Genomic DNA, 21684 nt, shown 5'->3' with positions numbered 1-21684 from the left:
AGTGGGACGCGCCCGTCTCGCGGCGGCGGGCATGTCGCTTTTCCCCGTCCTCATCCACGGAAATTGCCATGCCCTCCACGCCTCCCGCCGTGATCGCCTTCGACCTCGACGGCACGCTCGTCGACACCGCCCCGGACCTGCTGGACACGCTCGACATCGTGCTCGACGAGGCCGGCGCCGCCCGCCTGCCGCGCGAGGACACCCGCAAGATGATCGGCGCCGGCGCCAAGGCGCTGGTCAATCGCGGCCTCACCGCCGCCGGCATCAGTGTCTCGCCGCCGGAATTCGACGCGCTCTATCAGCGCTTTCTCGACCATTACGCCGCCCATATCGCCGATTCATCCGTGCCCTTCCCGGGGCTGATCGCGGCGCTGGACGAGCTTTCCGCCCGCGGCCATGTGCTCGCCGTGTGCACCAACAAGCTGGAATATCTCTCGCGCCTGCTGCTCGACCGGCTGGCACTCTCCGACCGCTTTGCCGTCATCGCCGGCTCGGACACCTTCCCGGTATACAAGCCCGATGCCGGCCATCTCCTCGGCACCATCGAGCGGGCGGGCGGCGTTCACAGCCGCGCCATCATGGTCGGCGACAGCATGACCGACGTGCTCACCGCGAAAAATGCCGGGGTGCCCTCCATCGTCGTGCCCTTCGGCTATACCGAGATTCCGGCGCAGGAACTGGGCGGCGACGTGTTCATCGACCATTACGACCGGCTGGTCGACACGGTCGAGCAGCTACTCTCCCGTGGGTAGCCGCGCGCGGCGCTTGACACCCGGGGCGTGGACACACTAAACCCCGCCGCGATGGCGCTGGCCCCGGGCACTTTCCGGGGCTGACGGGCGATTAGCTCAGCGGGAGAGCACTCCCTTCACACGGGAGGGGTCGCAGGTTCAATCCCTGCATCGCCCACCATCGTCGCTTCCCTCCTCTCGCCGCCTCCCCTCGGGACAGCGGCAGGCCGGGAGCCGGCCAGCGGGGCCGCCATGTGCAACCTCTACAGCCATCACTCCAATCTCCACGCCATCGCCGATCTCGTCGGCACGCTGCGCAATCTCGCCGGCAATCTGCCGCCGCAGCCGGGCATCTTTCCCGATTACCCCGCCCCCATCGTCCGCAGCGGCGAAGACGGCGTGCGTGAACTGGCGCTGGCGCGCTGGGGCATGCCCTCGCCGCCCACCATAGGCGGGCCGCCGGTGACGAATATCCGCAACCTCGCCTCGCCGCACTGGCGGGCGTGGAGCGGGCCGGCGCATCGCTGCCTCGTGCCCTTCACCAGCTTTTCCGAATATGCACCGGTGCCGAACCCGGCCACCGGCCGCAAGGATGTGGTGTGGTTCGCGCTCGATGAGAGCCGGCCGCTCGCCTTCTTCGCCGGGCTGTGGACCCGCTGGAGCGGCACGCGCGGCACCAAGGCCGCGCCGGTGGAAGGGCAGCACGAATTGTTCGGCTTTCTCACCTGCGCCCCCAATGGCGTGGTCGAGCCGATCCACCCCAAGGCGATGCCGGTGATTCTCACCACCGCCGAGGAGCGGGAGACCTGGCTGCGCGCGCCGTGGAGCGAGGCCAAGGCGCTGCAGCGCCCGCTCCCTGACACTAAGCTCGTCATCGTCGCCCGGGGCGCAGCGAAGGAGGACCCGCCGGCGGCGCAAGGCGCGGCCGGGGCGGCGCAGCTTTCGCTTCTGTGAGCGCTCAGCCCGCCATCAGCAGCGCGTGGCGGGCGATGGCGGCGGCATAGGCGGCCTCCCGCACCGCCTCGATCCGCTCCGCCGGCAGATGAAGGCGCGCCACATGGCGCCAGAGAACATCGTCGAGACGCGAACGCTGCGCCAGCGCTGCCATCGCCTCGGGCGTGAGCATCTGCGCCAGCGGCACGCTCAATTCCGCCGGCACCGGGAGACTCTCGTTCAGCCGCTCCAGCCGCAACCCGCCGCCCACCCAGCCCGCCAGCCGCGATTCGAAGCGCGGATTTTCGATCACATCGACGAAATCGAAGGAATCGAGCACCCCCTTGGCCAGCGCCAGCAGCGGCGCGTCGTCCTTTTCCGCGATGAAGCCGCTGTCGGGGATCAGCGGATGCGGCCAGAGCAGCAGGCGCAGCCCGACATTGTCGGTCTGCGCGGCAACCTCCCGATCGCTCAAAAAGTCCGCGAGCGGGGCGGTGGCCCTGGCGACATAGCGCCCCCACCCGCCCCAGCCGGCGAGAGCGGCCGGCGGCACGCTGCGCCAGTAGATCCAGAGCGAGAGCGCCCGCGCGCGCGCCTCGCGCAGCACGGTCATATGCGGCGCCTGGGGATAGCGCGCGCGGGTGGTGCTCGCGGCATAATGGCCGATGACGATGTCGGGCGCCGCCGGCAGTTCCTCCAAGCTCAGGGCCGTCGTCGCCCGCGCCTCCGGCCCGAACGCATGAAAGCCGCTGAAACCGCCATAGAGCGAGCGGTCGAACCCGTCCGCCACCCGCTCGGCCTGGAGCGCCGCGCGCAGCGCGTGGCGCAGCGAGGTGCCGGCGGATTTCGGAATGTGGGTGAAGACGAGCTTGGGGCCCTGCGTCGGCCAATGCATGCCTGTCCTCCTCCCGCGGTCTCTTTCTGCCGCAAAAGCCTATGGCGCGGTACGTGAAGACCGTTTGACCGCAGGTTAGGTGGCCTCCGCCGGCCGTGTCCAGCCACAAACCATATGGCCAGCCGGCGCCCGCTTGGCGTAAACGGTCCGCTCCGGCGACGAAACGTCGCCTCCTGTTCGAAGGCCTGCCGCTTCCGTGCACCACCCTCTGCGCTACCGCGCCCATATTGACGGACTGCGCGCCATCGCCGTGCTCGGCGTGGTGCTGTTCCATTTCGGCGCGCACTGGCTGCCGGGCGGCTTCATCGGCGTCGATGTGTTCTTCGTCATTTCCGGCTTCCTCATCGCCAAGTCGCTTTATGCCGATGTGGATGCCGGCAGTTTCTCCATCCTCGGCTTCTATGAGCGGCGGATGCGGCGCATCGCGCCGGCCTTCTTCGCGGTGACGGCGGCCACCAGCCTGTGCGCCTTCCTGATCTTCTTCCCCAACCAGTTGATGACCTATGGCCGCTCGCTGATCTGGGCGGTGCTGGCCTTCGGCAATGTCTATTTCTATCTGCGCACCGACTATTTCGGCCCCTCGGCGGAAGAGACGCCGCTGCTGCACTACTGGTCGCTGGGGGTGGAGGAACAGTTCTATTTCCTGTTCCCGGGCCTGCTCCTGCTCATTGCCCGCCTCGCGCCGCAGGCGCGGGGAAAGCTGGTGCTCGGCCTGCTCGTGCTCTCGCTCCTCGCCTGCGAGATCATACGCCCGTTCAACCCGGCGGCGGCGTTCTACCTGCTGCCGTTCCGCGCCTTCGAACTGCTGATCGGTGCCGCGCTTGCCCTGCCGGGGATGCGCTTTCCCGAAAGCCCGAAGGCCGGCGGCGCGGCGATGGCGGCGGGGCTCGCACTCATCCTCGCCGGCATGGCATTCATCACCGAGCACATGCCCTTTCCCGGCCTGCTGGCGCTTGTGCCCTGCTTGGGGACGGCGCTGGCGATCTGGGGCGGGGAGCGGGTGACGAGCCTGCCGGCGCGGCTCATGGGGGTGGGGCCGCTGGTCTTCTTCGGCGCCATCTCCTATTCGCTCTATCTCGTCCACTGGCCGATCGTGGTCTTTGCCCGTTCGCTGCTGCCGAACCTGCCGGCCCCGGCCTTTCTGATCGGCGGCGTTGCGTTGTCGACCCTGCTCGGCTGGCTCTGCTGGCGCTTCGTGGAACAGCCGGTGCGGCAGCAGCGGGCGCTGTTCACCCGCCGGTGGATTTTCGCCGGCACGGCCGCCGGCGGCGCGCTGCTCATCGCCTTCGGCACGGCGGCGTCCGACACGCGCGGCTTTCCCGGCCGGCTGTCGCCGGAAATCCAGCGCGTGCTCGCCTATACGCGCTACCCCTTCCGCGAGGTGGTGCGCGACGGCACCTGCTTCATCAACGGCAACCGCCCGCGCGAGGCGCCGGCGCCGGAATGCCTGCCGCAGACGCATCCGAGCCTCGTCCTGTGGGGCAGCAGCCATGTCGCCCAGTTCATCGGCGCGCTGGAACCGATCGGCAAGGCGCATGGCTATGCGGTGGGGCAGATGACCGCCGCCGCCTGCCTGCCGCTGGTGCAGTCCTCCTTCGCGCCGATGTGCGACCGGCTGAACCGCTTCGCCTTCGACTGGCTGCTGGAGCACCGGCCGAACATTCTCGTGCTCGGCGGCGACACGCTGGTCTCGCCCGAGCATTTCCGCCAGCTCGACGCCGATCTCGCAAAGCTGCACGCGGCCGGCATCCGCGTCATCCTGCTCGGGCCGGTGCCGCAGTTCCGCCGCCCGGTGCCGGAAATCCTGGCCGAGCGCCTGTACCGCGACCAGCCGAGCCGCCTCGCCGATGACGACCTCACCGACGGCACGCGCCGCGCCGATCGGCTGATGCGTGAGCATTTCGCCGGCAATCCGAATGTCGAGTTCATCTCGGTGCTCGCCACCATGTGCCCGGACAGCAATTGCCCGATCATGCTCGACGGCGTGCCGCTGCAGTTCGACGCCAACCATTTCACCCGCGAGGGCGTCGCCTATTATGGCGAGCGGCTCGGGGCACTGATCTTCGGCGACAGCCCCAGCGTGGCCCCGCCACAATGAGCCGCGCCACAATGAGCCCCGCCCGCCATCAGTTCCGCCCCCTGGGCCGCGCCTATGGCGGCCGCGCCACACCCGCGCCCAGATCGCCGGCCAGCGAGAGCGCGCCGGTGCCGGCCGGTCCGGCAATGTTCATACTCGCAAGGTTGGCCCGGCCAGCCCGCTCCCTCCCGCCTTCCTAACCAGCCGATGGTCTTCCGTGCACCACTCCCTGCGTTACCGCGCCCATATTGACGGCCTGCGCGCCATCGCCGTGCTCGGCGTGGTGCTCTATCATTTCGGCGCGAAGTGGCTGCCCGGCGGCTTTGTCGGCGTCGACGTGTTCTTCGTCATATCCGGCTATCTCATCTCCAAGTCGCTCTATAGCGATGTGGCCGATGGGAGCTTCTCGCTGCTCGGCTTCTATGAGCGGCGCATCCGCCGCATCGCGCCGGCCTTCCTGGCGGTCACCGCCGTCACCGCTGTCGCCGCCGCGCTGATCCTGCTGCCCTATCAGATGCTGATCTTCGGCCGCTCGGTGCTGTGGTCGGTGTTCGCCGTCGGCAATATCTTCTTCTACCAGCGCACCGACTATTTCGCCCCTGCGGCGCAGGAAATGCCGCTGCTGCATTATTGGTCGCTGGCGGTGGAAGAGCAGTTCTATCTCATCTTTCCCGCGCTGGTGCTTGTGCTGCACCGTTTCGGCCGCCGGGCGCTGGTGTGGACGGTGCCGGCGCTGATCCTCGTCTCGCTGACCGCCAGCCAGTTCATGCTGATGCGCGATCCCGCCGCCGCCTATTTCCTGCTGCCCTTCCGCGCCTTCGAGATGCTGATCGGCGCGGCGCTGGCGCTGCCCGGCATGCGCTTCTCGCAGAAGCCGGGCGAGTGCCTGGCGGCGGTGCTGGGCGGCTGCGCGATGATTCTCGGCACGATGCTGATCCTCAAATCGAGCACGCCCTTCCCGGGCCTGCGCGCGCTCACCCCCTGCATCGGCGCGGCGCTGGTGATCTGGGGCGGGGAAGGCGCGCAGACACTGGCGACGCGGCTGGTCGGCAGCCGGCCGATGGTCTTCGTCGGCAAGATCTCCTATTCGCTCTATCTGGTTCACTGGCCCATCGTCGCACTCGGCAAGGAGTGGCTGGGGCCGGTGGCGCCGCTGCCCTTCCTCATTGGCGGGGTGACGCTGGCGCTGCTGCTGGGCTATCTGTCCTGGCGCTTCGTCGAGCAGCCGGTGCGGCTCAACCGCCGCCTGTTCAGCCGCAAGGTGCTGGTCGGCGGCACGGTCGCCGGCACGCTGGCGCTGGCGGCCTTCGCCCAGACGACCATCGCCACGCGCGGCCTGCCGCAGCGCCTGCCGCCCGAGGCGCAGCGCCTCGCCGCCTATTCCTTCTACAATGGCGACCCGGTGTTCCGGCAGGGCGTGTGCTTCATCCCCTTCTTCCAGGCCGGTTTCGCGGTGAAGCCGGAATGCCTGCCGACCACGCATCCCTCGGTCATGGTCTGGGGCAGCAGCCATATCGCCCATTTCATCACCGCCATCATCGAGGCGGGCGAGGCGCGCGGCTATGCGGTCGGGCAGATCACCGGCGCCGCCTGCGCCCCGCTCAGCGAGCGCTATTCCCGTTTCGTGCCCTATTGCAGCGAGATGAACCTGTTCGCCCGCACATGGATCGAGCAGCACAAGCCCGACATACTCGTGCTCGGCGGTCTCAACGCGACGGGACCGGAGATCGACGCCGCGATCGCGCAATTCGTGCGCGAGGGCATCAGGGTGGTGGTGGTGGGGCCGGTGCCGCTCTATCGCGACGCGGTGCCCAAGCTGCTGGCCCGCCGCGTCTTGGCCGGCAACCCGTCGACACTGGCGGGCGGCGACGCCCTGCCGGGCGCGCGGGTGGCGGACAAAAACCTCGGCGCGCATTTCGCCGCCCTGCCGGGCGTCACCTATATCTCGGTGTTCGATGCCGCCTGCGGCACCGATGACTGCCCGCTGATGGTGAAGGGCGAGCCGCTGCAGCATGACAGCTCGCATTTCACCATGGCCGGCGCCCGCTTCTTCGGCCGGCCGGTCAGCCGGCTGATCTTCGGCGACGCCCCGCGCTGAGCCGGCTGTGGCTTTCCTGCCATAGGGCCGGGGCAAAGTGCGGCGACGCCCGCTTGGACAAGGCGATCACCGCTTTTTCGCCGCATACTGCCGGCGCCGCCCCGCGCGCTTCGTGCCGCCGGGCGGCGCGATGAACATCTGATGGGGCCTGACATGCGATTGAAGACACTGGCCGCGCTGGCGCTGGGCGCCGTGATCGCGGCCGCCAGCGTACCGGCGATGGCGCAGAGCGCGAGCACGCCCTCCTTCTTCAGCTTCTTCCCGCGGCCGTCGAATTTCGGCAACGGGCCGGTCAAGGGCTACTCGTCGATCCGCCGGCAGGTGGTGCCCTATAGCGGCAAGTACAAGCCCGGCACCATCGTGGTGAACACCGCCGAGCGCCGGCTCTATCTGGTGCAGCCCAATGGCACGGCGCTGAAATACGGCATCGGCGTCGGCCGCGACGGCTTCCGCTGGGGCGGGGTGAAGACCATAACCCGCAAGGCCGAATGGCCGGGCTGGACCCCGCCGCCGCAGATGCTGCAGCGCCGCCCCGACCTGCCGCGCTACATGCCCGGCGGCATCGACAACCCGCTCGGCGCCCGCGCGCTCTATCTCGGCTCGTCGCTGTACCGCATCCATGGCTCCAATGAGCCGGAGACGATCGGCCAGGCGGTGTCCTCCGGCTGCTTCCGCATGACCAATGACGACGTGACCGATCTCTATGAGCGCGTCAGCGTCGGCACCATGGTGGTCGTGCTGAACTGACCCCGCACCGGACGGTCATCAACGGCCGTTCGGCATGCCCGTTCATCCTCATCCCGGCCGACCCGAAGGCGGCGAGCCGGGATGAGCCCAGCGGGAGCGCGATGGCTCAGTGCCGGCGCACCGTGCCGGGGGCGTCGCGCGAGAGATTCTTCGCCGCCAGTTCCTGCAGATAGCGCTTGTACCGCGCCTCCTGGTCGCGGCCGAGTTCATACAGCCAGTCCCAGGTGTAGATACCGGTGGAATGGCCGTCATCGAAGATCAGCCGCACGGCGTAATTGCCCACCGGGATCGCCTCGGTGATGCGGACCTCGCGCTTGCCCGCGACCAACTGGCGGTCCGCCGGCGAATGGCCCTGCACCTCGGCGGAGGGGCTTTCCACCCGCAGCAATTCGGCCGGCAGCGCGTAGCTCGCCCCGCCCTCGAAGGCGATGGTGAGCACACGGCGGTCCTTGTGCACCTTGATCTCGGTCGGCCAATGGACGGCGTCGGTCACGGGCGTCTTCCTCTCCTGGCGTTTCTCCCCACATAGACAGAGCGCGGGGCTTCGCCAATCCCCTCCCCGTCCGGGGCGGGCACTTGCGCAATGACCGTGTCACGAATGGGTTAGGCTATCGCCCGATAGGGTGGCGCGGCTTGGCAGGCCCGGCACCGGCCTTTAGAAATAGACGCAAGAAACAGCGCCCTTCGGCGCGGGAGCGACTGCGTGAGCACCAGCGAAGCCGTCATCGACCGTTTTCAGCGCGAGACCCCGCGTGCGCCGCTCGTCGACACTTTCGGCCGCGCCGTCACCTATCTGCGCGTCTCGGTCACCGACCGCTGCGACTTCCGCTGCGTGTACTGCATGGCCGAGCACATGACCTTCCTGCCCAAGCCGGAATTGCTGACGCTGGAGGAGCTGGACCGCCTGTGCTCCGCCTTCGTCGCGCGCGGCGTGAAGAAGCTTCGCCTCACCGGCGGCGAACCGCTGGTGCGCCGCGATGTGATGACCCTGTTCCGCTCGCTGGGCCGGCATCTCGATTCCGGCGCGCTGGAAGAACTCACCCTGACCACCAATGGCTCGCAGCTTGCCCGCTTCGCGCGCGAGCTCGCCGATTGCGGGGTCAAGCGCATCAATGTCTCGCTCGACACGCTGGACCCCGACCGTTTCCGCGCGCTCACCCGCTGGGGCGACCTGTCCAAGGTGCTCGCCGGCATCGACGCGGCGCAGCAGGCCGGGCTGCATGTGAAGCTCAATGCCGTGGCGCTGGCCGGCGAGAATGAGGACGAGATTCCCGGCCTGATCGAATGGGCGCATGGGCGCGGCATGGACCTCTCGCTCATCGAGGTGATGCCGCTGGGCGAAACCGGCGCCGAGCGGATCGACCAGTATCTGCCCCTTTCCACCGTGCGCGCCCGCCTCGCCGAGCGCTGGACGCTGGAAGACATTCCGTTCCGCACCGGCGGCCCGGCGCGCTATGTCTCGATAAAGGAAACCGGCGGACGGCTCGGCTTCATCACCCCGCTGACGCATAATTTCTGCGAGGGCTGCAACCGCGTCCGCGTCACCTGCACCGGCACGCTCTATATGTGCCTCGGCCAGGACGACGCCGCCGATCTGCGCGCGCCCCTGCGCGCCTCCGAGAGCGACGAGACGCTACACGCCGCGCTAGACGACGCCATTTTCCGCAAGCCCAAGGGCCACGATTTCGTGATCGACCGCCCCGGCCAGGCCCCGGCGGTGCGCCGGCATATGAGCCTCACCGGCGGCTGATCCCGGCCCTTCCAGCCCTGCGCATGGCTGCCGCGCGCGCCGCGATGTTGCTGCGCTGCAATACAACGTGCATAGGATTGGCGGAATCGCGCTGCTAAACAGCAGCCAACACACCCTTTTTCGACATAGAGCGTTTCGCGATGCAGCTTCCGCTGTTGGCCCTCGCCATGGCCTCTTTCGGCATTGGCACGACCGAATTCGTCATCATGGGTCTCCTGCCGGAGGTCGCCGCCGATCTCTCGGTCAGCATCCCCGCCGCCGGCCTGCTGGTCACGGGCTATGCGCTCGGCGTGGTGGTGGGCGCGCCCATCGTCGCCATCATCACCAATTCCCTGCCGCGCAAGGCGACTCTGATCGGCCTCGCCAGCATGTTCGTGCTGGGCAATTTCCTCTGCGCCATCGCGCCGGACTACTGGTTCCTCATGGGCGCGCGCGTCGTCACCGCCTTCTGCCACGGCGCCTTTTTCGGCATCGGCGCGGTGGTGGCGGCGAACCTCGTGCCGGCGAACCAGCGCGCCAGCGCCATCGCGCTGATGTTTGCCGGGCTGACGCTGGCCAATGTGCTGGGCGTGCCGCTCGGCACCGCGCTCGGCCAGGCCGCCGGCTGGCGCTCCACCTTCTGGGCGGTGGTGCTCATCGGCATTCTCGCGGTCAGCGCGATCGCTTTGTGGGTGCCGCGCGACATTCCCCATTCGGCCGGTAACATCCTGCGCGAATTCGCGGTGCTGAAGCGCCCGCAGGTGATCCTCACCATGCTGATGAGCGTGCTCGCCTCCGCCAGCCTGTTCTCGGTGTTCACCTATATCGCCCCGCTGCTGCGCGACGTGACCGGCTTCACCCCGCACGCCGTCACCTATGTGCTGCTGCTGTTCGGGGTGGGCATCACCATCGGCAATCTGCTCGGCGGCAGGCTGGCCGACTGGCGGCTGATGCCCTCGCTGATGGCGAGCTTCATCGGGCTGGCCGCCGTGCTGGTGGCGTTCGTCTTCCTCAGCGGCTTCGCCGCCGCCACGGTCGCCACCGTCTTCGTCTGGGGCATTCTGGTGTTCGCCGTGGTGCCGCCGATCCAGATGCGGGTCGTCGACGCGGCGGAAGGCGCGCCCAACCTCGCCTCGACGCTCAATCAGGGCGCGTTCAATCTCGGCAATGCCGCCGGCGCGTGGATCGGCGGCGCGGCGATCACGCTGGGCGTCAGCTATGCGGACCTGCCCTGGGTCGGGGCGGCGCTGGCGGTCGGTGCGCTCGGCCTGTGCGTCGCCTCGCAGGCGCTGGAACGGCGCGCGGGCGGGCTGGTCGAGGCGGACGACCTCGCGGGCGACGCCGCCTGCGAGGAATGCTGACCGCGAGGAATGCTGACCGCGCATTTCATTTGCGTACCACTATTTCGGCCAAGGCCGCAGTCCTGCCGTGATTGCGGCCTTTAACCCGGCTTCTCTTCTTCGGACCCTCCCCATGCACGCCCCCAGCGCCAAGCGCGGCATCCTGCTGATGATCGCCGGCTCGTCGATCTTCTCCACCAATGATGCCTTCTCCAAGCTCGCGCTGGAGCACATCCCGCCCTCGCAGATCCTCGCCGTGCGCGGGCTGATGGCGGCGCTGTGCCTGATCGCGGTGCTGGGCTGGAAGGGGCAGTTGCCGGCGCTGCGCTTCGCCGCCGACTGGCGAGTGCTGGCGCGCGCGGTGGCGGAAGCCTGCGTGGCGATGCTGTTCATCACCGCCATCACCCGCATGTCCATCGCCGATGCCACCGCGATCCTGCAGATCACCCCGCTCGCCACCATGGCGGTGGCGGTGCTGTTCTTCGGCGCGCATATTGGCTGGCGCCAGTGGCTGGCGGTGGCGGTCGGCTTCGCCGGGGTGATGCTGATCGTGAAGCCCGCCAGTTCCGCCTTCGACCCGATGGCGCTGCTGCCGCTCGCCGCCGCGCTGCTGATGGCGTTCCGCGATTTCATCACCGGCCGCATCGGCGCCCATGTGCCGACCCTCGTCGTCACCTTCGGCACCACGGTGGTCGGCATGAGCTTCGGCATCGCCGGCAGCTCGGTGGAGACCTGGCACGCGCTGGACGGGGCGACGCTGGCCTATCTCGTCGGCGGCAGCCTGTCGCTGGTGGTCGGCCACATGCTCACCATCTCCGCCTTCCGCGCGGCGGAGACGGCGGTGGTCTCGCCCTTCCGCTACGCCTCCGTGGTGGTCGCCGTCGGCCTCTCCGCCGCGCTGTTTCACCAGATGCCCGATCTCGTCTCCATCGGTGGCATGGCGCTGATCATGGCGGCGGGGCTTTACACCATGCACCACCATCTGGCGGCGCGGCCGGTCGTGGTCGCCCGCAAGGAGCCGCGCGGCGCCGCCTGAGCCGCCGCGCGGAGGCGCCCGCAGGGTCGGCTCACCCCTTCTGGCGGGCGCGGATCATGTAGCCGTCATAGGGGTATTCGCCGACCTGCCACCACAGATACTCCTCGTTGCGGAAGGCGAGCATCGAGTCGTAGATCTTCTTGAAATCGGCGTTCTTGGCCGAAATCTCCGCCATCAGCGCGGTGTTTTCCTTGTAGCAGGCATCCATGATCTCCGACGGGAACGGGCGGAGCTGCGCCCCGCCGGCCACCAGACGGCGCAGCGCCGCCGGGTTGCGGGCGTCATATTTCGCCAGCATGTCGGCATTGGCGTAGGCGGAGGCCGCCTCGAACGCCGCCTGGTAGGCCTTGGGCAGTTCCTCCCACGCCTTCGAATTGGCGATGAAGTGGATGGTCGGCCCGCCTTCCCACCAGCCGGGATAATAGTAATAGGGCGCCACCCGCACGAAGCCGAGCTTCTCGTCATCCACCGGCCCGACGAATTCGGCGGCGTCGATCGTCCCCTTCTCCAGCGCGGGATAGATGTCGCCGCCGGCGAAATTCTGCGGCACGAGGCCGAGCCGCGCCAGCACCTGCCCGGCAATGCCGGGAATCCGCATCTTCAGCCCCTTGAGATCGGCGACGGTCTTGATTTCCTTGCGGAACCAGCCGCCCATCTGCGCCCCGGTATTGCCGCCGGCAAAGCCCACCACGCCATATTTCGCCAGGAACGCTGCCTGCAGCTCATTGCCGCCGCCATGGTAGAGCCACGCCGTCTGCATGCGCGCGTTCAGCCCGAAGGGCAGCGTGGTGAAGGGGGCGAAGGACGGGTCCTTGCCGATGTAATAATACAGCGCCGTCTGGCACACCTCGACCGTGCGGTTCTGCACGGCGTCGAACGCCTGCAGGCCGGGCACGATCTCGCCGGGGGCGAACACGTCGATGGTGAAGCGCCCGTCCGTGGCCTCGCCGACATATTTCGACAGCAGGGTGGCGGCGCCATAGATGGTGTCGAGCGATTTCGGGTAGCTGGAGGTGAGCCGCCAGCGCAGCGTCGGCAGGCTCTGGGCGAGCGCGGGCGCCGCCAGCGTCGAGGCAGCGGCGGCGGTGGCGAGGCCGGCACCCCGGATCAGGCCCCGGCGGGAAGGCACATGCGGCATCGGCGTTTCCTCTGTTTTTTCATAGACCTCACCCCCGTGTGCGGGCGCGGATCATGTAGCCGTCATAGGGGTACTCGCCAACCTGCCACCACAGATATTCCTCGTTGCGGAAGGCGGTCTGCGCGTCCATGATTTTCTTGAAGCCGGGGTTCTTGGCGCCGATCTCGGCGATCAGCTCATTCGAGGCCTGCCAGGAGGCGTCGAGGAAGCTCTGCGGAAAGGTGCGCAACTGCGCCCCCGCCGCCACCAGCCGGCGCAGCGCCGCCGGGTTGAAGGCGTCGTATTTCGCCAGCATGTCGCTATTGGCATAGGCCACCGCCGCTTCGAACGCGGCCTGATAGCTCTTGGGCAGGGCGTTCCACTTGTCGCGGTTGACGACGACATTCATCGTCGGCCCGCCATCCCACCAGCCGGGATAGTAGTAATAGGGCGCCACCCGGACAAAGCCGAGCTTCTCGTCGTCATAGGGGCCGACCCATTCGCAGGCGTCGATCGTGCCCTTTTCCAGCGCGGCATAGATGTCGCCGGGGGCGATCTGCTGCGGCACCACGCCGAGCTTGGCCACCACCTGCCCGGCAATGCCGCCGATGCGGAATTTCAGCCCGCGGAAGTCGGCGAGGTCCTTCACCTCCTTGCGGAACCAGCCACCCATCTGGGTGCCGGTATTGCCGCCGAGGAAGCCCACGAGGTTGTATTTGGCGAGGAACTCGTCCTGAAGCTCGCGTCCGCCGCCGTGATAGAACCACGCATTCTGCATGCGCGCGTTCAGCCCGAAGGGCATGGTGGTGAAGCAGGCGAAGGACGGGTCCTTGCCGGTGTAGTAATAGAGCGGCGTCTGCGCCACCTCGACCGTGCCATTCTGCACCGCGTCGAGCGCCTGAAGCCCCGGCACGATCTCGCCGGCGGCGAAGTTCTGGATGACGAAGCGGCCTTCCGTCACCTCGCTCACATATTTCGACACCAGCTCATTGGCGCCGAAAATGGCGTCCAGCACCTTGGGCACGGAGGAGGTGAGCCGCCAGCGCACCTGCGGCGCGCCCTGCGCCAAGGCGGGCGCGGCGAGCGCACTCGCGGGAGCGGCGAGTGCGGCGGAGCGGAGAAAGTCGCGGCGCTTCATGGGCAGGCATCCCTCGCAGACGGGCGAGGATGTTTGCAACAGCCGGCGGCGAAGGGCAACCGGCTTGGCCCCAGCGCCGGCCCACGCGGAAATGTTCTTGATATGTTCACATGACGGCATTAGCGTCCGGTGGTCATCGGAGTGCTCGCCATGAACGACAAGGCCGCCCGCTTCCGCGCCCTGCATGAGGGGCCCGGCGCCTTCATCCTGCCCAACCCGTGGGATGCCGGCACGGCGCGCATCTTCGCCGCGCTGGGCTATCCCGCCCTCGCCACCACCAGCGCCGGGATGGATTTTTCCCGCGGCGTCGCCGAGGGCACCACCTCGCGCGAGGACCTTCTCGCCCACTGCGCCAGCATCGTTGCCGCAACGCCGCTGCCCGTGTCGGCCGATCTGGAAATGGGCCTCGGCGACAGTCCCGAAAGCGCGGGCGAAACCATCCGCAGGGCGGCCGCCCTCGGGCTGGCCGGCGGGTCGCTGGAGGACCACACCGGCCGGCGGGACGCGCCGATCTACGATTTCACCCTCGCGGTGGAGCGCATCGCGGCGGCGGCCGAGGCCCGCAATGGCCTGCCCGGCGATTTCGTGCTCACCGCGCGGGCGGAGAACTTTCTCTGGGGCCGGCCCGATCTCGACGACACCATCCGCCGGCTGCAGGCCTTCGAGGCGGCGGGCGCGGATGTGCTCTACGCCCCCGGCCTGCCGGACATCGACGCGGTGCGGACGGTGTGCGCGGCCGTCTCCCGGCCGGTCAATGTCGTCATCGGCATCGGCAAGACACGCTTCACCCGCGAGGAACTGAGCGCGGCCGGCGTGCGGCGCATCAGCATCGGCTCCAGCCTCGCCCGCCTCGCCTATGGCGCGGTGATCCGCGCCGCCCGGGCGATGCAAAGCGAGGGGCGTTTCGACTTCCTCGACGAGGCCATGGGCTTTGCCGAGATCGAAGCCCTCTTCACCGCCTTCGCGGCGCAGCCGCGCTGAGCGCGGCGAGGGAAGGCAGCCCCCCTCGCCGGTTCGCGTCAGCCTTCCATCACGATGCGCGGCGCCGGGCGCGCCGCACCGCGCCGGCCGGCCAGCGCCTCGCGCACCGAACTGGCGATGGCGCGGTAGATGCCGGCCTCCGCGCTGTCCGGCCGGGTCGCCACCACCGGCAGGCCGGCATCGGAGGTCTCGCGGATCGACATTTGCAGCGGCACCTCGCCGAGGAAGGGCACGCCGAGCCGCTGCGCCTCGTGCCGCGCCCCGCCATGGCCGAACACGTCGGAGCGGGTGCCGCAATGCGGGCACATGAAGTAGCTCATATTCTCGACCACGCCGAGCACCGGCACGTTCACCTTCTGGAACATGGCGACGCCGCGCCGCGCGTCGATCAGCGCAAGGTCCTGCGGGGTGGAAACGATCACCGCGCCGGCCAGCGGCACCTGCTGCGCCATGGTGAGCTGCGCGTCGCCGGTGCCGGGCGGCATGTCGACGACGAGAATGTCGAGCGGCGCCCAGTTCACTTCCTTCAGCATCTGGCTGATCGCCGACATCACCATCGGCCCGCGCCAGATCATCGGCGTCTCTTCCTCGACGAGGAAGCCGATCGACATCACCTTGAGGCCGAAAGCCTGCATCGGGGTGATCATCCGCCCGTTCACCTCCGGCCGGCCCTTCAGCCCCATCAGACGCGGCACGGAGGGGCCGTAAATATCGGCGTCGAGCAGGCCGACCTTGAGCCCCGAGGCGGCGAGGCCAAGCGCGAGATTGGCCGCGAGCGTCGACTTGCCGACGCCCCCCTTGCCGGAAGCCACCGCGATGATGGCGCCGACGCCCGGCAGGCCCGGCGTCTCCTTCTGCGGATCGGCCGGCGGCTGCGCGTGCGAATGGCCGGCATGCGAATGACCGCCGGCGGCCGGCGCGCGCGCGGCGGCGGGCGTGTGCGAGGCGATCGGCGGCAGGCCGGCCTTGCGTTCGGCGGTCAGCGCCACCAGCGCCGAGGTCACGCCCGGCGTGCCGCGCACGGTGCGCTCCACGGCGGCGCGCACCGGCTCCCAGGCACGGGCTTCAGTCGCATCGACGGTGAGCGAGAGATAGACCTTGCCGTCCGAGACCAGCACCTCCGAGAGCACGCCGGCCTCGGTCACGGGACGGCCGTCGGGGGCGGAAACCTGCGCCAGCCGCGCCTTCACATCGTCTGCCGTCGCCATAGCGCGCTTCTCCTCAATAGAGCTGTTTCAAGCTGAGACACACCAGCGCGCGCGCAGCGTCAACCCGTGCCGCGCCGTCAGCCGATCGGCGCCCGCTATGGCGCTGCAATGCACACAAATGGATCAGTACGACTTTGTGACTAGGGAAGCGGCAGCCCAGTTGCGCAATATTCGGAAATAGTGCCAGCATGGGTTGCCGGAAACGACAGAACAAACCGGCGCAGCGTACTCATTCAGAGGGGAACATCATGAGCCTCGTCACCCGGTTTACGGCGGCGGCCACCCTTGCCGCGACCACCCTTGCCGCGACCACCCTTGCCGTGGCCATCCTTGCCGTGCCCCTGGCCGGCGGCGCCTCCGCCAAGGAATGGAAGACCGTCCGCATCGGCACCGAAGGCGCCTATCCGCCCTTCAACTATATCGAGAATGGCGAGCTGAAAGGCTTCGATGTCGACATCGCCAAGGCGCTCTGCGCCAGGATGAAGGTTGAATGCACCTTCACCGCGCAGGACTGGGACGGCATCATCCCGGCGCTGCTCGCCAACAAATACGACGCCATCGTCGCCTCGATGTCGATCACCGAGGAGCGCAAGCAGCAGATCGCCTTCTCGAAGAAATACTACAAGACCCCCGCCACCTTCGTCGTGCCGACGGGCTCGGCGATCACCGACACCTCGCCGCAGGCGCTGAAAGGCAAGGTGCTGGGCGCGCAGGGCTCTACCATCCATTCCAACTATCTCGAAGATGTCTATGCCAAGGCCGGCGCCGAGGTGAAGCTCTATGGCAAGCAGGACGAGGCCAATCTCGACCTTGCCAATGGCCGTCTCGACGCGGTGCTCGCCGACAAGGTGGTGCTGCTGGAATGGCTCGGCACCGGTGAGGGCAAGTGCTGCAAGTTCACCGGCGCCGAGCACACAGACCCCAAATATTTCGGCGAGGGCGTGGGCGTCGGCATCCGCAAGGACGACCCGGAACTGGTGGCGATGTTCAACAAGGCGATCGACGAGATCGTCGCCGACGGCACCTACAAGACCATCAACGACAAGTACTTCCCGTTCAGCGTCTATTGACGCCGCGCCGCAGCGCCGCTCCGGGCCTTTGCGGGGCGGCGCCTTTTCCTGTGCTGACCCTGGGGCGCGCCGTCCGTCATGCTGAATCTGCTTGAGCTGCTCTCCTTCGGCCCGAAGGGCTGGGGTGACGAGATTTTGCAGGGCGCGCTGCTCACCATCGAGCTCGCCCTCGTCACCCTGCCTGTGGGCATCGCCATCGGCCTCGCCGTGGCGCTGGCCAAGGATTCGCGCTCGCGCGTGCTGCGGGCGCTGGGCGATCTCTACACCACGGTGTTTCGCGGCCTGCCGGAACTGCTCACCCTGTTCATCGTCTATTATGGCGGGCAGATGCTGCTCACCCGCCTCGCCGGCGCGCTGGTCGAAGGCGCGCATATCGAGGTGAACCAGTTCGTCGCCGGCGTGGTGGCGCTGGGGCTGGTGCTCGGCGCCTTTTCCAGCGAGGTGCTGCTGGCCGCCATCCGTTCGGTGCCGCGCGGCCAGAAGGAGGCCGCCGCCGCGCTCGGCCTGTCGGGCTGGCGCACTTTCCGGCTGGTCACCTTCCCCCAGCTCTGGCGCGTCGCCCTGCCCGGCCTGTCCAACAACTGGATGGTGCTCTTGAAAGACACCTCGCTGGTCTCGGTCATCGCCATCAGCGATCTGATGCGCCAGACCTCGATCGCGGTGGGCGTGACCAAGCAGCCCTTCTTCTTCTATCTCGTCGCCTGCCTGATCTATCTCGTCTTCTCCGGCCTCTCCAGCGCCGTCTTCACCGCGCTGGAAGCCCGGGCCTCGCGCGGCTTCAAGCGGGTGGGAGGCCTTTGATGGAACCGTTTCTCGCCCCGCTCGGCGACGGCTTCCTTTGGCTGATGGGGCTGATCGGGCTCAACACCGACCTCATGGCCCGCTACGGCCTGCGCTTTCTCGACGGCGTGTCGGTGACGCTGCAGCTTGTCGGCCTGTCGGTGTTTCTCGGCGTGGCGCTCGCCATCCCGCTCGCTCTGGCGCGGGTGGAAGGCGGCAAGGCGCTGGCGCGCGCGGCCTGGACCTATTCCTATTTCTTCCGCGGCACGCCGCTGCTGGCGCAGACCTTCCTCGTCTATTACGGCGCCGGCCAGTTCCGCGAACAGCTCACCGATATCGGCCTGTGGTGGTTCTTCCGCGACGCCTTCAACTGCGCGGTGTTCACCTTCACGCTCAACACCGCCGCCTACCAATCGGAAATCCTGCGCGGCGGCATACAGAGCCTGCCGGCCGGGCAGATGGAGGCGGCGCAGGCGCTCGGCCTCTCCCGCGTGCTGGCCTATCGCAAGATCATCCTGCCGCAGGCGCTCGCCATCGGCCTGCGCCCGCTCGGCAATGAGCTGGTGCTGATGATCAAGGCCAGCGCCATCGCGTCCGTCATCACCGTCTACGACCTGATGGGCGTCACCCGCCTCGCCTTCTCCCGCTCCTATGACATGGAGGTCTATCTCTGGGCGGCGGTGCTGTATCTGCTGATGGTCGAAATCATCCGCCGGGTGTGGAATGTGCTGGAACGCCGGCTGAACCGGCATCTGGCGGTGTCGCGCTAGCTGAGCGGCCGTCCTCCCGGGCGCCGCAGGCGATCCGGGATCGCTCCAACCGCAACACGTCACCTCATCCGCGGGCTTGACCCGCGGACCCAGGCCAAGCCGGCGCGCCCGGTCGCTGGGTGCCCGGGTCAAGCCCGGGCATGAGGGCGCTCAATCCATGAGGTTGGCTCAGCCCAACAGCCGCGCCACCTCCGCCCGCAGCATTGGCACCAGTTCGGCCTCGAACCACGGATGTTTCTTCAGCCAGCCGGTGTTGCGCCAGGAAGGGTGCGGCAGCGGCAGGAAGCGGGGATGCTCGCGCGCGTCAAAAATCTCCCGCCAGCGCGCCACACGCTCGCCAAGCCCACCGCCGGCGAAGCGGCCCAGCCCGAGCCGCCTGAGGTGATAGTCCTGCGCCGCTGCCCCCACCGCGACGACGAGATCGAACGGCGCCCGCGCCGCGAACAGCCGGTCGTGCCAGAGGCTGGCGCATTCCCGGCGCGGCGGCAGGTCGCCGCCCTTGGCGTCCTGCCCGGGAAAGCAGAAACCCATCGCCGCCACGGCGAAGCGGTCGGGGTCGTAGAAGCTCTCGGGCGTCACCCCCAGCCAATCGCGCAGCCGGTCGCCGGAGGCATCGGTGAAGGAGCGGCCGGAAGCGTGCACCCTTGTGCCCGGTGCCTGCCCGGCAATGAGGATACGCGCGCGCGGCCCGACATGCAGCACCGGGCGCGGTTCGTGCGGCAGCGGCTTTCCGCGCGGCGTCTCCACGCAGAAGCGGCAGGCGCGGATGGCCGCGAGAAGGGCGTCGAGGTCGTCGGCGGGCATGGCGGTTAGAGCGTTTTCGAGCGAAGTGGATACCGGTTCGCGTGAAGAAAACGCGACAAAACAAATAATTAGATCATGTCACCGTTTCCTTTGAAACAGTGACATGATCTAGATAGGCGCGGCCGGACCATCCGTCATCCCGGATGGCCGCAGGCCGATCCGGGATCGCGTGGGAACGGAAGGCGATCCCGGCTGTCGCTGCACTCGGCCGGGATGACGATGCCTCACTCCGCCGGCCTCGGATGGCGCGCCCGCCAGTCGGCGGGCATCTCGAACGGACCGGACCAGAGGCCGGCACCGGCAGCGCGCGCCGATCGCTCTTCACCGCGATAGGAAAGGCTGGTCGCCACCGCCCAGCCCTTGCGCACCAGCGCGGCGCCGATATCGGCACCATCGACCGCGCAGCGGGCCACGGCGCGGCCATAGCGGTCCTCGTCCACCGGGCGGCACGTCACCGCGCCCTGCGCGACCAGCGCCTCCAGCGCCGCCCGCGCCTTCAGCCCGCACGGCCAGCTCTCGCCGCCCTCGCCGCAGCTCTGGTGCAGTTCCGGCGCGTCGAGCCCGTCGAGCCGCACCCGCTCGCCGGCGACGACGAGGCTGTCGCCATCCGCCACCCGCACCTGCCCGGTGAGCGGGGGAATGACCCGCTCCACCACCAGCGCTACGACAATGAGCCCGGCGGCGAGGAGGATGCCGCGCCAGGTTTGCGGCCGCCAACCCTGCGGCCGCCAGCCGCGCGGGGTACGATGTCGTCGCGCACGTGAAAGTGTGAAGCTCATTGCCAGTGCTCATTACCAGCCCTCATGGCCGGGCTTGACCCGGCCACCCAGCCCTCTCCCGCGCACCCGCTGCCAAGCTCTGGGTCCCCGGGTCAAGCCCGGGGATGAGGGAAGGGGAAGGGCCGCGTCCGACCGTCATCCCGGCCGAAGCGAAGCGCAGAGCCGGGATCGCTCGCCGGCCCCGTCGCGATCCCGGATCGACCTGCGGCCGTCCGGGATGACGGCAGGCTCCGCCAGTCTCACCCTCATGGCCGGGCTTGACCCGGCCACCCAGCCCCACCGCGCGCACCACCCGGTAAAGGCTGGATCCCCGGGGCACGCCCGGGGATGAGGGAAGAGGGGTCAAACGCACAACGTCGCGCCGCACGCCCGTCCCCTCACGCCCCCGCCACGCCGGCTTCGGCAAAGGTCGCCATGCCGCCATGGCAGGCGAGCGCGGATTTGATGACCCCGATGGACAACGCCGCGCCGGAGCCCTCGCCGAGCCGCATGTCGAGATCGAGCAGCGGGCGCAGTTCCAGCCGTTCCAGCACGGCGCGATGCGCCGGCTCGGCCGAGACATGGCCGGCGAGGCAATGGTCGAGCGCGCGCGGGTCCAGCGCCTTCAGCACGGCCGCCGCCGCCGTCACCACATAGCCGTCGAGCACCACGGGCACGCGCTGCAGCCGCGCGGCGAGGATGGCGCCGGCCATCGCCGCCACTTCGCGCCCACCGAGCTTGCGCAGCACTTCCAGCGGGTCGTCGAGATGGCCGCGCACCCGCGCCACCGCCGCCTCCACCGCCGCGATCTTGCGTTCCAGCACCTCACCCGTCGCCCCGGTGCCGGGGCCGACCCAACCAGCGGCGTCCCCGCCATAAAGCCCGTGGAAGATGGCCGCTGCCACCGTGGTGTTGCCGATGCCCATTTCGCCGAGGCACAGAAGGTCCGGCTCACCCGCCAGCGCCTCCATGCCGAAGGCCATGGTGGCGGCGCATTCCGCCTCGGTCAGCGCGTCGCGCTCGACGATGTCCGGGGTGGGCAGGTCGAGCGCGAGGTCGAACACCCGCAGCCCCGCGCCGAACACGCCGCATATCTGGTTCACCGCCGCCTTGCCGGCGGTGAAGGTGGCGACCATCTGCTTGGTCACCTCGGACGGGTAAGGCGAGACGCCCCGCCCCGCGACGCCATGGGTGGCGGCGAACACCGCGACGGTCGGCCGGTTCACCTGCGGAATCTCGCGCCCCTGCCAGCCGGCGATGAAGACCGCGATCTCCTCCAGCCGCCCCAGCGCGCCGGGCGGCTTCACCAATTGCCCCTGCCGGGCGCTGGCGGCGGCGTGGGCGGCCGCGTCCGGGCCCGGCATCTGGGCGACGAGGTTGCGGATGTCGTCGAAAGGCAGGCCGGTGGTGGAGCGCAGCATGGGGAGCCTCAGCAGCAGGACGGGCGGCGCCAAAACGGACGAGGCGGGTCG

General features: G+C 68.8%; 20 protein-coding genes and 1 tRNA gene. 13 read left to right on the top strand and 8 right to left on the bottom strand.

What is annotated here, in order from left to right; genetic code table 11:
* The first annotated feature begins 68 nt into the window (after positions 1–68).
* The 3 genes from AAC979_RS03695 to AAC979_RS03685 all read left to right on the top strand — a co-directional run bounded on the left by AAC979_RS03695 (position 69) and on the right by AAC979_RS03685 (position 1685).
* Entirely contained in the window at positions 69–752 is a 684-nt protein-coding gene (locus AAC979_RS03695) for an HAD-IA family hydrolase (RefSeq protein WP_371345467.1), read from the top strand.
* 85 nt (positions 753–837) lie between these two features.
* Positions 838–912 (top strand) — tRNA-Val (locus tag AAC979_RS03690).
* Positions 913–983: 71 nt separating this feature from the next.
* Positions 984–1685 (top strand): SOS response-associated peptidase, encoded by a 702-nt coding sequence (locus AAC979_RS03685; RefSeq protein WP_371345466.1) that lies wholly within the window; start codon positions 984–986, stop codon positions 1683–1685.
* 4 nt (positions 1686–1689) lie between these two features.
* Here the strand turns inward: AAC979_RS03685 and AAC979_RS03680 are convergent, their stop codons facing one another.
* Positions 1690–2559: a hypothetical protein gene (locus AAC979_RS03680; protein ID WP_371345465.1), complete on the bottom strand. Its 870-nt coding sequence runs from the start codon at positions 2557–2559 to the stop codon at positions 1690–1692.
* Positions 2560–2755: 196 nt separating this feature from the next.
* Between AAC979_RS03680 and AAC979_RS03675 the strand changes: the two genes are divergently transcribed.
* The 3 genes from AAC979_RS03675 (at position 2756) to AAC979_RS03665 (ending at position 7481) form a co-directional block, all read left to right on the top strand.
* Positions 2756–4657, top strand: coding sequence for an acyltransferase family protein (locus tag AAC979_RS03675; RefSeq protein ID WP_371345464.1), 1902 nt, complete (start codon positions 2756–2758; stop codon positions 4655–4657).
* A gap of 196 nt (positions 4658–4853) precedes the next feature.
* Positions 4854–6734, top strand: a complete 1881-nt coding sequence (locus AAC979_RS03670) for an acyltransferase family protein (RefSeq protein WP_371345463.1) — start codon at positions 4854–4856, stop codon at positions 6732–6734.
* A 153-nt stretch (positions 6735–6887) separates the two neighbouring features.
* On the top strand, positions 6888–7481 hold the full coding sequence (locus AAC979_RS03665; protein ID WP_371345462.1) for a L,D-transpeptidase family protein: 594 nt from the start codon (positions 6888–6890) through the stop codon (positions 7479–7481).
* Between the two features lie 106 nt (positions 7482–7587).
* Here AAC979_RS03665 and AAC979_RS03660 read toward each other — a convergent pair whose 3' ends face one another.
* On the bottom strand, positions 7588–7974 hold the full coding sequence (locus AAC979_RS03660) for a gamma-butyrobetaine hydroxylase-like domain-containing protein (protein ID WP_371345461.1): 387 nt from the start codon (positions 7972–7974) through the stop codon (positions 7588–7590).
* A 210-nt stretch (positions 7975–8184) separates the two neighbouring features.
* On the opposite strand from AAC979_RS03660, the gene moaA reads away from it, so the two are divergent.
* The 3 genes from moaA (at position 8185) to AAC979_RS03645 (ending at position 11586) form a co-directional block, all read left to right on the top strand.
* Positions 8185–9231 (top strand): GTP 3',8-cyclase MoaA, encoded by a 1047-nt coding sequence (gene moaA / locus AAC979_RS03655; protein WP_371345460.1) that lies wholly within the window; start codon positions 8185–8187, stop codon positions 9229–9231.
* A 140-nt stretch (positions 9232–9371) separates the two neighbouring features.
* A complete protein-coding gene (locus AAC979_RS03650) occupies positions 9372–10571 on the top strand; it encodes an MFS transporter (protein ID WP_371345459.1) in 1200 nt (399 codons plus the stop codon).
* A 112-nt stretch (positions 10572–10683) separates the two neighbouring features.
* Positions 10684–11586 (top strand): DMT family transporter, encoded by a 903-nt coding sequence (locus AAC979_RS03645; protein ID WP_371345458.1) that lies wholly within the window; start codon positions 10684–10686, stop codon positions 11584–11586.
* 31 nt (positions 11587–11617) lie between these two features.
* On the opposite strand, the gene AAC979_RS03640 is transcribed toward AAC979_RS03645, so the two are convergent.
* Positions 11618–12724, bottom strand: coding sequence for a TRAP transporter substrate-binding protein (locus AAC979_RS03640; protein ID WP_371345457.1), 1107 nt, complete (start codon positions 12722–12724; stop codon positions 11618–11620).
* Positions 12725–12752: 28 nt separating this feature from the next.
* A complete protein-coding gene (locus AAC979_RS03635; RefSeq protein ID WP_371345456.1) occupies positions 12753–13841 on the bottom strand; it encodes a TRAP transporter substrate-binding protein in 1089 nt (362 codons plus the stop codon).
* Positions 13842–13991: 150 nt separating this feature from the next.
* Here AAC979_RS03635 and AAC979_RS03630 point away from each other — a divergent pair, with 150 nt between their 5' ends.
* Positions 13992–14822 carry an isocitrate lyase/phosphoenolpyruvate mutase family protein gene (locus AAC979_RS03630; protein WP_371345455.1) on the top strand — a complete coding sequence of 277 codons (831 nt, stop codon included), beginning with the start codon at positions 13992–13994 and terminating at the stop codon, positions 14820–14822.
* Positions 14823–14860: 38 nt separating this feature from the next.
* Here the strand turns inward: AAC979_RS03630 and AAC979_RS03625 are convergent, their stop codons facing one another.
* On the bottom strand, positions 14861–16030 hold the full coding sequence (locus AAC979_RS03625) for an Mrp/NBP35 family ATP-binding protein (RefSeq protein ID WP_371345454.1): 1170 nt from the start codon (positions 16028–16030) through the stop codon (positions 14861–14863).
* A gap of 248 nt (positions 16031–16278) precedes the next feature.
* On the opposite strand from AAC979_RS03625, the gene AAC979_RS03620 reads away from it, so the two are divergent.
* From AAC979_RS03620 to AAC979_RS03610, 3 genes are all read left to right on the top strand, one after another.
* Entirely contained in the window at positions 16279–17100 is an 822-nt protein-coding gene (locus AAC979_RS03620) for an ABC transporter substrate-binding protein (protein WP_371345453.1), read from the top strand.
* 78 nt (positions 17101–17178) lie between these two features.
* Positions 17179–17901 (top strand): ABC transporter permease, encoded by a 723-nt coding sequence (locus AAC979_RS03615; RefSeq protein WP_371345452.1) that lies wholly within the window; start codon positions 17179–17181, stop codon positions 17899–17901.
* A complete protein-coding gene (locus AAC979_RS03610; protein WP_371345451.1) occupies positions 17901–18650 on the top strand; it encodes an ABC transporter permease in 750 nt (249 codons plus the stop codon). The genes AAC979_RS03615 and AAC979_RS03610 overlap by 1 nt, the downstream gene beginning before the upstream one ends.
* A 168-nt stretch (positions 18651–18818) precedes the next feature.
* Here AAC979_RS03610 and AAC979_RS03605 read toward each other — a convergent pair whose 3' ends face one another.
* The 3 genes from AAC979_RS03605 to cobT form a co-directional block, all read right to left on the bottom strand.
* Positions 18819–19454 carry a uracil-DNA glycosylase family protein gene (locus tag AAC979_RS03605; RefSeq protein WP_371345450.1) on the bottom strand — a complete coding sequence of 212 codons (636 nt, stop codon included), beginning with the start codon at positions 19452–19454 and terminating at the stop codon, positions 18819–18821.
* Between the two features lie 224 nt (positions 19455–19678).
* The gene (locus AAC979_RS03600) at positions 19679–20233 is read right to left on the bottom strand and encodes a thermonuclease family protein (protein ID WP_371345449.1); all 555 of its coding nucleotides are present in this window, start codon (positions 20231–20233) and stop codon (positions 19679–19681) included.
* Positions 20234–20610: 377 nt separating this feature from the next.
* Complete coding sequence (gene cobT / locus AAC979_RS03595) at positions 20611–21633, bottom strand: nicotinate-nucleotide--dimethylbenzimidazole phosphoribosyltransferase (protein WP_371345448.1); 1023 nt, start codon at positions 21631–21633, stop codon at positions 20611–20613.
* Between the last annotated feature and the right edge of the window lie 51 nt (positions 21634–21684).

Source organism: Ancylobacter sp. IITR112 (assembly GCF_041415945.1).
Lineage (GTDB): Bacteria > Pseudomonadota > Alphaproteobacteria > Rhizobiales > Xanthobacteraceae > Ancylobacter.
This window is presented reverse-complemented; position numbering and strand designations above follow the sequence as displayed.

Coding starts and splice junctions, on each gene's coding strand:
- AAC979_RS03695 (WP_371345467.1), top strand. CDS start 69: ATGCCCTCCACGCCTCCCGCCGTGATCGCCTTCGACCTCGACGGCACG.
- AAC979_RS03685 (WP_371345466.1), top strand. CDS start 984: ATGTGCAACCTCTACAGCCATCACTCCAATCTCCACGCCATCGCCGAT.
- AAC979_RS03680 (WP_371345465.1), bottom strand. CDS start 2,559: ATGCATTGGCCGACGCAGGGCCCCAAGCTCGTCTTCACCCACATTCCG.
- AAC979_RS03665 (WP_371345462.1), top strand. CDS start 6,888: ATGCGATTGAAGACACTGGCCGCGCTGGCGCTGGGCGCCGTGATCGCG.
- AAC979_RS03650 (WP_371345459.1), top strand. CDS start 9,372: ATGCAGCTTCCGCTGTTGGCCCTCGCCATGGCCTCTTTCGGCATTGGC.
- AAC979_RS03645 (WP_371345458.1), top strand. CDS start 10,684: ATGCACGCCCCCAGCGCCAAGCGCGGCATCCTGCTGATGATCGCCGGC.
- AAC979_RS03640 (WP_371345457.1), bottom strand. CDS start 12,724: ATGCCGCATGTGCCTTCCCGCCGGGGCCTGATCCGGGGTGCCGGCCTC.
- AAC979_RS03635 (WP_371345456.1), bottom strand. CDS start 13,841: ATGAAGCGCCGCGACTTTCTCCGCTCCGCCGCACTCGCCGCTCCCGCG.
- AAC979_RS03630 (WP_371345455.1), top strand. CDS start 13,992: ATGAACGACAAGGCCGCCCGCTTCCGCGCCCTGCATGAGGGGCCCGGC.
- AAC979_RS03625 (WP_371345454.1), bottom strand. CDS start 16,030: ATGGCGACGGCAGACGATGTGAAGGCGCGGCTGGCGCAGGTTTCCGCC.
- AAC979_RS03620 (WP_371345453.1), top strand. CDS start 16,279: ATGAGCCTCGTCACCCGGTTTACGGCGGCGGCCACCCTTGCCGCGACC.
- AAC979_RS03615 (WP_371345452.1), top strand. CDS start 17,179: ATGCTGAATCTGCTTGAGCTGCTCTCCTTCGGCCCGAAGGGCTGGGGT.
- AAC979_RS03610 (WP_371345451.1), top strand. CDS start 17,901: ATGGAACCGTTTCTCGCCCCGCTCGGCGACGGCTTCCTTTGGCTGATG.
- AAC979_RS03605 (WP_371345450.1), bottom strand. CDS start 19,454: ATGCCCGCCGACGACCTCGACGCCCTTCTCGCGGCCATCCGCGCCTGC.
- AAC979_RS03600 (WP_371345449.1), bottom strand. CDS start 20,233: ATGAGCTTCACACTTTCACGTGCGCGACGACATCGTACCCCGCGCGGC.
- cobT (WP_371345448.1), bottom strand. CDS start 21,633: ATGCTGCGCTCCACCACCGGCCTGCCTTTCGACGACATCCGCAACCTC.